This window comes from Brevundimonas sp. G8, from assembly GCF_902506205.1.
Taxonomy (GTDB): domain Bacteria; phylum Pseudomonadota; class Alphaproteobacteria; order Caulobacterales; family Caulobacteraceae; genus Brevundimonas.
Genome location: NZ_LR732816.1, coordinates 511174 through 523904, shown reverse-complemented (window position 1 = coordinate 523904; position 12731 = coordinate 511174). Strand labels below are relative to the sequence as shown.

Genomic DNA, 12731 nt, shown 5'->3' with positions numbered 1-12731 from the left:
ACCCAATGGCTGCGAGGAAGCGTTTTGCGACGAAGGCCTTCCGGCCGAAAGCGGACCTTCGGCTCGCTCGCGGAATGTCGCATTTGCGGCTTGGTCCGCATGACCGCTCCTGGCGCATCTGCGACATCAGCCGATGAAGGAAGGAACAGTTTGTCATATCGGGTGGCGCTGTTGCGGGGCCGACACTCTTTCTAGGCCGGCGCCGACCGTATCAGCCGAAGTGCGGTCGAAGTGTCCTAAATGAACGCGCATCAGCGTGCCCTCCGACTAAACTCGACCAAATACGCATTGGCGATTGCTGAGAACGGCGCTTGCGGATCTGCCATCGATGTCATCTCGGCAAGGACCGTGCCTTGCAGGTGGCGAAGCCCGGCGATGGCCTCTGTAACTTCGTGATGACTGTCGAGATGCGGCTTGTCCAAGCCAGCGGCGATGCGCCCGAGATCACGCAACAGGGCTTCCAGGAACTGAAGCCGGCGCACGATGCCGGCGCGCTCTTGAACAAGGCGAAGGCGATTCAAACCATAGACTTGGATTGAAACGGCACCTCTAGTGCTCAGGCCCGCCCGCGCAGCTCGTTCGGCGACAACAGCCTGACTCTCGTTTAAGGCAGGGAGGTCGGTTGAGAAGGTCTTCCCGTACACCAAGGGCACCATCGAGACACATGAGGTCGGCGATTTCCTCAAAGCCAAGAAGGCGACTGTGCCGGCAGCACCGAAATCCCGCCCTCGCTACGCGGAACGCGTGAACTCAGCCAACCACGCTGTCGCGAAGGCTAAGCCTCACGTTGTCTCTCTTTTTGAAGGTGTGATCGCCTCCAAATCTGTCTCGGGGCAGACGCTCATCTACCGGAACTGGCTTGCCCTATCTCTGCTCGAGACAACCATGATTACCGCGTTCAAAACATACTTGGTCAATCACACCAGACACGACTTTTCAGACAAAGATTTGGAAGGGTTGCTGGTATGGAAATGTTTGGCACCTCCAGCGCTGCAGAAGTTGGTCAGGCTTCCAGGCAATCTGTGGACTCGTTTGGGCAGCATCGCGCGGCTGAAGTACGATCTTATGTTCTCTAAAGCCGAACCTCGGGTCTCCGACGAAGAATTATCGAAAGCTGAAGCCGCGGTGGAGGAGTTGCTCAAGCGCCTCTTCAAGTTGGATCTCGACGCCTAGAACTCGGACCTAGGAAAGAGTCGTAGGCGATTGCTGATCTCGGCAGGTTCCAAATGTCTGAATGCGGGCAGCGATCCAACGACCGCTCATGGCGCTTTGCTGACGTTGCTGGAGAAAAGCTTGGCAATCTGCGGTTGCTCTGCGCTGCGCTCAACGATTCTGCACTGAAGCGCGCGGTTCGCTCCTCTAACACCCGATGCGGCGACCATAACGCACTTCGGGAGCGGCATGTCTGCCGTTCAGCGACCGCGGTTATTGGTTCTTAACGAAATTAAGCCAATCCGATTGTCAGCAGCGCGATGTGGTTCCTCCCCACTTGTTGGGTGCGCGCAGTATTTTTTCGGCCTCTTAGAGAGGCCGAGCAGGATGTGAAATGTCTTTTAAAATGCCAGTTTTGCGCGGCCCTTCATCCGCGATGGCGCGGGTTGCAGCAAAGAGATTTGCTGCCTCGCACTTGTTTGTCTTGGCGTTGCTTGCCGCCTTCGCGCTGTTGGCGTTCCCATCGGGCGCGTCTGCCCAGACGTGCGCGACCACCACTACGACGCCGTCCGCGAGCCTGACGTTCACTGGCACCGGGTCGGGCAACTCCAAGGATATGTGCGTCAATAGCGACACGCTGGAATGGGGACTCTACGGATCGGCTAACGGCAGCACCAATCCGAATATCAACACCGCCAAATACTATCCGATGACTGGAACGGCCGACTTCAATACGAACGCGCCGCCCACGCCTATAACAATCACGACCAGCAAGGCGTCGTATACGATTACGCCATTTCTAGATAATGTGACGCTGTCATTTAAATATTACCAAGTCGTGCTCAACTCGGTGACGGGTTCAGGCGCCGATACAATAAGCCTTTGGTATGCCGACAATTGTACTGTGTCTGGAGCCGCCAACTGCATCGGTGGCGATGCCAACCCAATGCCGACCAATGCGGCGTTTACATTGTCAGTGTCGCTGCCCGTTATGGCTGCGCCAACGGTAACCTCGATCTCGCCTACGACGGGGCCGACCTCTGGCGGCACGACGGTCATCCTCACCGGAACGAACTTCACCGGTACGACGGCGGTTAGCTTCGGTGCGACGTCGGCGACGGGCTTCACGGTCAACAGCGCGACCCAGATCACGGCGACGGCGCCGGCCAACACGGGTACGGTCAATATCCGCGTCACGGCAGCCGGCGGGACCAGCGCGGTCGCCGCAGCCAATCAATACACCTACCTTCCGGCGCCGACCGTGACGGCAATCAGCCCGACATCCGGCCCGGCTGGGGGCGGAACGACGGTCATCCTCACCGGAACGAACTTCACCGGCGCGACGGCTGTCACCTTCGGTGCGACGTCGGCGACGGGTTTCACGGTCAACAGCGCGACCCAGATCACGGCGACGGCGCCGGCCAACACGGGTACGGTCAATATCCGCGTCACGGCAGCCGGCGGGACCAGCGCGGTCGCCGCAGCCAATCAATACACCTACCTTCCGGCGCCGACCGTGACGGCGATCAGCCCGACATCCGGCCCGGCTGGGGGCGGAACGACGGTCATCCTCACCGGAACGAACTTCACCGGTGCGACGGCTGTCACCTTCGGTGCGACGTCGGCGACGGGTTTCACGGTCAACAGCGCGACCCAGGTCACGGCGACGGCGCCGGCGGGAACCGGCACGGTCGATGTCCGCGTCACGACGGGGGGCGGGACCAGCGCGACCTCGGCGGCGGATCAGTTTACCTATGTGGCGGCGCCGACCATCACCGTGTCGCCGGCCACGCTACCGAACGCCTCCGTCGGCGTCGCCTATAGCCAGACCGTGACGGCCGGCGGCGGCACGGCGCCCTACAGCTACGCGGTGACCGCCGGGGCCTTGCCGACGGGAATGATCCTAAGCGCCGGCGGCGGCGTGCTTTCGGGTACGCCGACGGCAGGAGGAAGCTTCACCTTCACCCTGACAGCTACCGACAGTTCGCAGGGAGGCGGCGGGCCCTTCTCCGGCAGCCGCGCCTATACGCTGACGGTCGCCGCTGCGACGATCACCCTCTCGCCGACGACGTTGCCGGCGGGCGGCGTGGGTTCGGCCTACAGCCAGACCATAGCAGCTAATGGAGGCGCAGCGCCCTACAGCTACGCCGTGACCGCCGGGGCCTTGCCGGCAGGGATGACCCTCGCGTCCAACGGCGCCCTGTCGGGCACGCCCTCCTCGGGCGGCAGCTTCACCTTCACGGTCACAGCCACCGACAGTTCGACAGGCTCCGGCCCCTACAGCGGGTCGCGCGCCTATACGTTGAGCATCGCGGCGCCGACCGTGACCCTCACGCCCGCGACCCTGCCAGCGGCGACGACCGGCGCGGCGTACAGCCAGACGGTGACGGCCGGCGGGGGCGTCGCGCCCTACAGCTATGCCGTCACGGCCGGCGCCCTGCCGGCCGGGGTGACGCTCGGTGCGAGCGGTGTGGTTTCCGGGACGCCGACAGCAGGCGGAACCTTTAACTTCACGATCACCGCCACCGATAGCGCGACAGGAGCCGGCCCCTACAGCGGGTCACGCGCCTATGCCCTGACCGTCAATGCGGCTGCACTGACGCTCGCGCCGTCCAACCTGCCCGGCGGCCAATCCGGGGTGGTCTATAGCCAGGCGCTCACTGCGGCGGGTGGCGTAGCGCCCTACAGCTACGCCGTCACGGCCGGCGCCCTGCCGACCGGCCTGACCCTCAACGCCTCGACGGGCGCGATCGACGGCACGCCGACGGCCCAAGGGACCTTTAACTTCACAGCCGCCGCGACGGACAGTTCGACCGGTGCGGGACCCGTCTCGGTTAGCCAGGCCTATTCCGTGGTGATCGCGGCGCCGACGATCGTCATCGCGCCCGCCAGCCTTTCGGCCGGTGTGGCCGGCGTCGCCTACAGCCAGACCCTGAGCGCCAGCGGCGGCACGGCGCCCTATGCCTATACCATCAGCGCCGGCGTACTGCCTGCGGGCCTATCCCTGTCGTCCGGCGGCGCTCTTTCCGGTACGCCTACGGCGTCGGGAAGCTTCAACTTCACCGTCACGGCGACGGACGCGACGACGGGTGCGGCGGCGCCCTATGCCGGCGCCCGCGCCTATACGCTGGTCATCGGCGCGCCGACCGTCACGGTCGACACTGCCGCCCTGCCGGCGGCGACGGTGGCCGTCGCCTACAGCCAGACCCTGTCGGCGAGCGGAGGCACGGCGCCCTACAGCTACATCGTCACGGCCGGAGCCTTGCCGGCTGGCGTCAGCCTGGCGGCGGACGGTACGCTGTCGGGCACGCCGATCGCAGGCGGAACCTTCAACTTCACGATCACGACCACCGACAGTTCGACCGGCGCCGGCGCGCCGTTCACGGCCAGCCGCGCCTATACTTTGACGGTCGGGACGGCGACGATCGCGATCACGCCGACGATCCTGCCCAACGCCACCGTTGCAACGGCTTACAGTCAGGCCCTGACCGCGTCCGGCGGCGTCGGCCCCTACAGCTACGCCATGACTGCAGGCGCCCTGCCTGCCGGTCTGACCCTGGCGTCGGACGGAACCCTGTCCGGCGCATCCAGCGCCGGCGGCACGTTCAACTTCACCATCTCCGCGACAGACAGCAGCGGCGGCTCCGGTCCATATTCGGGCGCCCAGTCCTACACTCTGACGGTCAGCGCTCCGACGCTCGTCCTGTCGTCGGCGACGCTGCCGAACGCGACCGCCGGTGCAACCTATAGCGCGACGATCTCTGCGAGCGGAGGCACGTCGCCCTACAGCTATGCGGTGACCGCTGGAGCCTTGCCGGCCGGCGTCAGCCTGGCGTCGGATGGTACGCTGTCGGGCACGCCGACGGCGGGCGGAACCTTCAACTTCACGATCACGACGACCGACAGTTCGACCGGCGCCGGCGCGCCGTTTACGGCTAGCCGCGCCTATGCATTGACGGTCGGGGCGGCGACGATCGCGATCACGCCGACGACCCTGCCTGCGGGTCAGGTCGAGGCGATCTACAGCCAAGGGCTTTCGGCCTCTGGCGGGACAGCGCCTTACGCTTTTGTTGTCACGACGGGCGCCTTGCCCTCTGGGCTGACCCTTTCGTCGGCCGGTGTGCTGTCCGGCACGCCGACGGCGAGCGGAAGCTACAACTTCACGGTCACGGCGACCGACTCCTCAGCCGGCTCGGGTCCGTTTGCGGGAACCCAGGCCTATGCCCTGGTCATCGCCGCGCCCAATCCGCCGGTTGCGGGGAATGTCTCGACGACGGTGAACTATGGCTCGACCAACAACCCGATCACGGCGACGTTGACGGGCGGGACGTCCGACAGCGTCGCCGTGGCGACCGCTCCGGCTCATGGCGCAGTCACCGTCAGCGGACTGGGCTTCCTCTACACGCCGGCCGCCGACTATTTCGGGGCCGACAGCTTCACCTACACGGCAAGCAACGCCGGCGGCACCTCGTCGCCGGCCACGGTCAGCATCACCGCGGGCACGCCGCCCGTGCCGGTGACGACTAACGTTTCTGGCGTGTCGGTTCCTTATGCCAGCCCCGGCTTGGCGATCGATCTGTCGGGGTCCATCAGCGGTGTTTACGACAGCGTCGCCGTGACGACCGCGCCGGCTCATGGAACGATCAGCGTCTCCGGCGCCGTGGCGACCTATCAGCCTGCAGCAGACTATTTCGGCGCGGACAGCTTCAGCTTTACGGCCACCGGTCCGGGCGGAACCTCGTCGGCGTCCACCGTATCGCTGACGGTGGCGTCGCCGGCCCCGCCTACGGTCACTCCTCCGCCTGCGGTTGTGGTTCCGCCTGCAAGTGGCGGTGTGCCCTCCCCAGTTTCGGTCGATCTAGGCGCCCGGACGCAGGGCGTGACGGATGGCTATCGCGTCACCGTGGATGCACGTTTCGGATCCGGCGTGATCACCTCGTCCGGCGCCACGGTGACGTCCCAATCCGTCAGGTCGAACGGAGCCGGACCTCAGGCGACCGAGACTTTCCAACTGGTCTATACGCCTGCGGCCAACTTCATTGGCACGGACACGGTCACCGTGGTCGCCTTCGGACCGGGCGGTGATTCCGCGCCGGCCACCTTCACCTTCCAGGTGGCGGGCAAGGCGCCCGATTTGTCAGGCAGCGTGGCTTCGAGCGGAACACTGACGGTGTCGCCCACTGCGACCCTGGTCGGCGGCCCGTTCCAGGCGCTGCGGATCACCCGTCAGCCAGCCTTCGGCACGGCGGCGGTTCAAGGCTTGACCATCGTCTTCACCCCCGGCGCCGCCAACGGCGGATCGACCTCTCTGGACTATGTCATCGACCTGCCGTTCGGCTCTTCGGCGGCGGGCCGGCTCGACCTGACGGTCGGTCAGGTTCCGGCTTCGCAGACGCTGGTCGCCGATACGATCCAGGGCCGTCCGGTCACGGTTCGCATCAGCAATGCGGCCGGCGGTCCCTTCACCGGCGCTGCGGTCACCTCGATCTCGCCCACGACGGCGGGTTCGGCGGCGATCGCCGGGACGGGAGGGACCTACGACCTGACCTTCACGCCGCAAGGGACGTTCTCGGGCCAGGCGACGATCAGCTTCACCCTGACCAACGCCAGCGGAACCACGACCGGAACCCTGACCGTGACGGTCGCGGCGCGCCCGGATCCCTCGCTGGATCCCGACGTGCGGGGCGTCGCCTCGGGTCAGATCACGGCCGCGCGCCGCTTCTCCGATACGCAGGTCGACAACTTCCAGCGTCGTCTGGAAGGTCTGCGCGATGGGTCGAACGGATCACGCAACGGCATGAGCCTGAACTTCGGCGGCGTCGGCAATCAGGACGACCGTGATCCCCGCGTCGCCCTGAGGCGCCAGTTGGGTGAGGATCCGCGCCTGGATCCAGGCGCGTTGGGCGACGACCGCGACCGCGACATGCTGGGCCTGGACATATGGTCCGGGCGCGGCCGTCCGGTCGAACAGGCCTCAACCCAAACCGGCCTTCTGAATGCGGCGCCGGCCGGACAGGGCGCTCCCGAGGGCGGCCGATCGGTCGGGGTCTGGACCTCGGGCTCCGTCGACTGGGGCCGTCAGGACGCCCAAGGTCTGCGCGATAGCCGGTTCACCACCCAAGGGGTGACGGCGGGCCTCGACGTTCGCCTGAACGACCACCTGATCGTGGGCGGCGGCCTCGGCTACGGCGAGGACAAGACGCTGATCGGCGACAACGGTTCGACGTCCAGAGGCAAGGCCACGACCGGCGCCCTCTACGCCAGTTGGAGACCGACCGACGGCTGGTTTGTCGACGGCGTCGTCGGGATGTCGCAGCTCGACTTCGACAGCCGACGCTGGGTCGTGGGTCTGCTGGATGAAGCCGACGGCTATGCCGACGGCGAGCGGTCGGGCGACGTTCGCTTCGCTTCGGCCTCCGTGGGCCGGACCCTGCGTCGTCAGGGCCTTGCAGCGGACCTCTATGTCCGTGTGGAAGGCCGCGACATCGCTCTGGACGGCTTCACCGAGACCAACGGCGGCGTGTCGGCCCTGACCTGGGATGCGCTGGATCAGAGCGGTCTGTCGGTCAATCTGGGCGCTTCGTGGCGGTGGATCATCGAAAGCCGTCGCTTCGGCGCCTTGCGGCCCACCGCGCGTCTGGAGTGGTCGCTCGAACTGGAGGATATCGAGACGCAAGGCGTTCGTTACGCCGACTGGGCCGCCAGCCCGACATATCTGGTCCCGCTGGACGGCTGGTCACGCGACGCCCTGAACCTCAATCTCGGCGCGGAATGGTCGCTGAGCGACCGTCTGATGCTGAACCTCGGCTATCGCGGCATGCTGGGCGACGCCAGCTCCAGCCACGGCGGTCAGATCGGGCTCAAGTACGGATGGTGACATGAAGCGGGTCGTCGCAATGCGGCGGCCCGCAAGGACCTCAGGCCACAGATGCGGAAATGGAATGTCTGATGTCTGCAGGCCGACAAATGTCTGGTTTTGGCGCGCCACGGGCGCTCCGGAGTCGGGGGGGCAGGACGCTTTGCGTCTAAGCGCCACTATGAGAATGGATCACTGAGCTCGCCGATGACGTTGTTTCCAATGTCCAGATCGGGATGCGTCTGTTGCGCCAGGAGATCCGCGTGAAACTCACCCCCGTCATCGCGCTCGGTTGCCTTCTTCTGGTCAGCTGCGACCGATCGCCCAAGCATGAAGCGCCGGCGGACCCCGCTTCCGCTAAAGCTGGCGTAGCCACAGCGGTCGTCACGCCGACCGCAGATCCGCTCACCACCGATCAGCTGACTGCGCTTGCATTCAGAACCGCTTGGGGCGGGCCACCCCCGATTGAACGTAACGAAGGCACAGGTAATCAGACCGACACGCGGACCTATCGGTCCGGCAAGCTCATTGCGCGGGAGGCCGGCCGATACGCGCTCATCTCTGACGGGCAGGGCGGAGAGGGCCACGTCAACTCAGGTTCGCTCTCCATCCACTATTTGCAGCGCACCGGAGACAGCTTCACGCGCATGGGCAGCTGGCCTGGATTTCTTGTCTCAGGCACCTTCGGCAACCCACCCCAGTGGAAGATCCGAACCGACCTGACTCCGTCACCGACTCTGGTCGCCGAGGCCGGCGGCACCTGGCAGGGATATAGTTGCACCTGGGCGCACGTGATCGAGCTCACCCCAGACGAGCCCGTGGTGCGGATCGATCAGATCCCGACCTCCTACAGCGACGGCGGGGCGCGCGAAGAGGGGGAGACCAAGAGCATGGAAGGGGTCTTGATACCCGGCCAGAAGGGTAAGTCGATGCGTGTGCGCTACACCGGCGACGTGGATGCGACGGTCGTCTACGCCAAAGTCGGCGAGAGCTACGACCCAGTCAATCTTCTCGATCTACCGAGCTGCTGACGTCTCAAGGTAGATCTGGAGAATGCACTGAGCAGGTCGGGCAGGAACGGTCTGAGGTCGATCAACGTCGCTCCGCAACATCCCCGTCAGTCTCGCCTGAGCAAGCGGGGAACGTCGTATCGTTCACCGTCGAAGGGTAGGCGGATCGTACGAGGCGGCTCGGGCCGATCCGTTGTTTCGCATTCCCCGTTCTTCGCCTCTTTGGAGGTGCTGCGGGTCGTGCGTTCCAGTATCGAAATGTCTTGCCCGTGCTGGCCGGGAACCATTCGTAGAATTCGCTCTGTCGCGACGGTGTTTCCGGCGCAGGACAAATCCCATTCCCCGACACTGCGGTAGACAACCAGATTGTTCAGGACGGGCGAGATCGCACCGTTGCGCACCTCATAGAGGGACAGTGTCGTCTCCGAAAAGGGATTGGGTCGCGAACTCCCCGCCCAGTCACGTTTGACGCCGAAAGCCAGTCGATCCAGGCCGAGCCGGTAAGGGGCGGTGTCAAACGAAACGGCAGAGAGCCGAATGGCGTCGTCGTCCATGGCGTGGGGAAGGCGGAGCCGTTGGCGGGGCGTTCCTGTGGCTTCGTCGACAACGAGCACCTCCAGATCGCCCGATGTTCCGTCCACGCGCACCTCGGCGATAAGCGGAACGGCCACCAGCACCAGCCCTGGCTGACCCCGCCAGCGCCGGCAGACCATGGCGTGAGGATTGATTGATGACGGGGATGGAAGGGTGAGGGTGCGATTGCCCGTTCGTACGCCGCGCTCGCCTTCCGCCACAGAGCCCGGATAGGCTTGACGGACGAACGCAGCGACGTCTCCGCACTCCTGATCCTGCGCACTGGCCAACGTTGGCGCACACAATGCCAGCGTCAGGGCCAACCCGCCGATGCTCCATCGATTGAGCGTCCTCATCCTTTTCTCCTTCGGGCGGTGATGGACTGTCGGTCCCCCTGCGGACCGTTCGCGCGCACACCAGCGAGCATTGTTTGAAATGGATTGGAAGAGGGCTTTAGCGTCCTGCTCGGCCTCGCCGTTTCAGAGGTACAATGTCGATCGGTGAAGCCGGGATTTGTCATGAGGCCCGATAAACGCGCTTCGCCGCCAGTTCAGGATAGGCGGTCAGCACAGTCTCTGCGACCGCGGGACTGGCGACCTTGGCTGACAAGGTGAAGGCCCCGCCAACGAAGGTGAAGACCAGGGTCGTCGTGCCGAGTGTGGTTTGAACGCTTACGGTTGCGACGTCCTTGAGACTGACGCTACGGGCCATCGTCACCCGATAGGTCAACGCTCCTGGTCGAATGACGAGACTTGGATTCAGGTTGTTCGAGGCGATCGCGAGCAGGCTCGGCAACCCTACGACGCCGGTGAACGTGGCCAGCACCGGGACGTGCATGCTCCCGTCTTCTTCACGATGGAGGCTCGCGGACGCGACCGCGTTTCGGCTCCTGGTCCGCATGAGCCAACGGACCACAACAACAAGAACCCCAAGGGCGAAAGCCCATGAGGCGACCAAGATGCCTATGATTATCGGGTCGGAAATCATGATCGTGAACCCAAAAGTTCAGGGCTCATCGAACGGAAATCGGTCGATCAGCTCCCAAGGCCCTCCGAGATAGCGCCAGAGAAGCAGGCCTTCTACGACGATGTGGAAAGGCTCGAACTCCAATTGAAGCTGCTCGAGCAACAGGCGAGCCTCTTGCGGCTCCACCTTGTTCTGGATCGTGATGTGGGGTCGGAACGGCGCCTGATCCTGCCGCGTGAGCCAAGGTGAGAAGGTCTGCCCAAGCTCGGTTCTCAGCTGCTGCAGTTCAGATGAAGCCAGTCGATAGGCCACGCCGCGCCCCAGAGACCAGGGGCCTCGCACATCCAACAGCATCGGATGCCGACGCTGGCAGGCTGTTTTCAGCGTCTCCGCCACAACACGCTCATGCTCGCCCGGAAGCGCGTGAAAGAGCGTCAGATGCGCGGGGACCTTGTTGCGGTGAGGCGGGAAATGCGATTGGCGCACACCCTCAAACCAGTCGAACGCCCCATCGTCCAAGGCAGCCGTGACAATGAGAGGCGCGTCGTCGGACATGGTTCAAGCCGCCGGTCCGGCCAGACCGCTGCGCCAGGCGTGAGCGGCCGCGCGGTGAAGGGTCGCGTGACGGCGAGCCAGTCGGTCGATGTCGTTGTCATACCCGCCGCCGATAACGCCCACGACAGGGGCCGCAGGCAGGCACGTCTCCAGAACATAGGCGTCACGCGCAGCGAGCCCGTCGTCGCTCAGGGCAAGCCTGCCGAGACGGTCGGTCTCGTGCGGATCAACGCCAGCGATGTAGAAGATGAGGTCGGGCGCGACACGTCGGAGCAGGGGAGGGAGTATCGCTCGCAGCTCGGCCAAGTAAGCCTCGTCCCCGGTTCCATCCGGTAGATCGATGTCGAGATCGCTTTGCCCGCGTCGCACGGGATAGTTCTTCTCACCATGCATGGAGAAGGTGAAGACCCGCGTCTCATGCTCGAAGATGAAGGCGGTCCCATCACCCTGATGGACGTCCAGATCCACGACCAAGGCCTGCCGGATCTCGCCAGCATCGATCATCGCGCGCGCGACCACGCCGATGTCGTTGAACACGCAGAACCCCGCGCCGCCCTTTAGTCCGGCATGGTGGCTGCCGCCTGCGGTATTGCAAGCTAGCCCGTAGCGAAGCGCGAGACGGGCCGTCATCAGAGTCCCGCCAACAGCCGCCTGCGCGCGTTCGGCGACACCCTGGGTCACAGGCATGCCCATGACCCGCTCGACGCTCGGCGGGACGGCCGCGTTCAGCACCTGACGCACGTAGTCGGGGTCGTGCGCAGCAGCGAGCAACTGAAAGCTAGCGGGCTCGGGGATATGCAGCCCCTCAGGTCCGATCAAACCCTCTTCCGCCAAAACTTCTGCCAAGCGGGCATACTTCTGCATGGGGAAGCGGTGACCGGGCGGAAGCGGAGCGCTGTAGGCCGGGTGATAGACGATCGGGGGAAGGGGGCGTGAGGTGGGCATGCTGATACGGTTACAACACGCTGGCGGCTGCGAGGCTGCATCTTCGCCAATAGCGCGGGTTACGATGTGCGCTTGTTAGCGTCGTTCCGGTACAGGCTTGGGCTGCAAGGCCGAAAATTATCGCTCAGGGTAGCTCGGGAAAGAATACGGCGTTCTTAGCCCCGCAAACCGATATCACCGACTGACAGATGGCCAAGGCTGCGGCATTATGGACCCACACAAAGCCGACGCAGGTCGTCCGCCGCCGATGCGTGGAGCTCAGTTCTAACTTCCGACGACGAGAGGTATGTCTGTGTTCAGCCTTGTGGCGATTGCCGTTGTCGTTGGAGCACTCGGGGGAGTCGCGATCGGCCGTGTTCGCACCGCCCGCTTTCGCAGGCGTGCAATGATAGTCTGGTGCTGTCTGCCCTTGGCTTCTGCATCGGTCGTGGTGGCCTACCTCGGATTAAAATCTGGAGAGGCTTTCGCGACATGGCCGCTGCTTTGGGTCGGCATGTTGATCGGTGTCCCTGGCGTACTCTTTGCGCTGGCTGCCGGGCTGGGTTTTTCGGGTGGTCGTCGGGCGCAGTCAGGTCGGGACGACTAAGGTGGGTGGCTTGCTCGCTAACGAGCAGCAGATGCCCACAGACAGTCCGTTTTTGGGTTGAGGGCAATGCCCTTTTCTGGCTTATCGT

The 12731-nt window shown here is 64.6% G+C and carries 8 protein-coding genes; 4 read left to right on the top strand and 4 right to left on the bottom strand.

The annotated features are described in order from the left end of the window. Window positions 1-353 precede the first annotated feature (353 nt). From CHRYSEO8AT_RS02485 to CHRYSEO8AT_RS02470, 4 genes are all read left to right on the top strand, one after another. Entirely contained in the window at window positions 354-539 is a 186-nt protein-coding gene (locus tag CHRYSEO8AT_RS02485) for a hypothetical protein (protein WP_159845766.1), read from the top strand. Between the two features lie 205 nt (window positions 540-744). Beyond that, complete coding sequence (locus CHRYSEO8AT_RS02480; RefSeq protein WP_159845763.1) at window positions 745-1173, top strand: hypothetical protein; 429 nt, start codon at window positions 745-747, stop codon at window positions 1171-1173. 595 nt (window positions 1174-1768) lie between these two features. Then, window positions 1769-8029, top strand: a complete 6261-nt coding sequence (locus CHRYSEO8AT_RS02475; protein WP_159845760.1) for a putative Ig domain-containing protein — start codon at window positions 1769-1771, stop codon at window positions 8027-8029. Between the two features lie 242 nt (window positions 8030-8271). Next, the gene (locus tag CHRYSEO8AT_RS02470) at window positions 8272-9039 is read left to right on the top strand and encodes a hypothetical protein (protein WP_159845757.1); all 768 of its coding nucleotides are present in this window, start codon (window positions 8272-8274) and stop codon (window positions 9037-9039) included. An 86-nt stretch (window positions 9040-9125) separates the two neighbouring features. Here CHRYSEO8AT_RS02470 and CHRYSEO8AT_RS02465 read toward each other — a convergent pair whose 3' ends face one another. The 4 genes from CHRYSEO8AT_RS02465 to CHRYSEO8AT_RS02450 all read right to left on the bottom strand — a co-directional run bounded on the left by CHRYSEO8AT_RS02465 (window position 9126) and on the right by CHRYSEO8AT_RS02450 (window position 12057). Beyond that, on the bottom strand, window positions 9126-9947 hold the full coding sequence (locus CHRYSEO8AT_RS02465) for a hypothetical protein (RefSeq protein ID WP_159845754.1): 822 nt from the start codon (window positions 9945-9947) through the stop codon (window positions 9126-9128). A gap of 160 nt (window positions 9948-10107) precedes the next feature. Beyond that, window positions 10108-10428 (bottom strand): hypothetical protein, encoded by a 321-nt coding sequence (locus CHRYSEO8AT_RS02460; RefSeq protein WP_159845751.1) that lies wholly within the window; start codon window positions 10426-10428, stop codon window positions 10108-10110. 168 nt (window positions 10429-10596) lie between these two features. Next, entirely contained in the window at window positions 10597-11112 is a 516-nt protein-coding gene (locus CHRYSEO8AT_RS02455) for a 2'-5' RNA ligase family protein (protein ID WP_159845748.1), read from the bottom strand. Window positions 11113-11115: 3 nt separating this feature from the next. Continuing rightward, complete coding sequence (locus tag CHRYSEO8AT_RS02450; RefSeq protein WP_159845745.1) at window positions 11116-12057, bottom strand: histone deacetylase; 942 nt, start codon at window positions 12055-12057, stop codon at window positions 11116-11118. Window positions 12058-12731 lie beyond the last annotated feature (674 nt).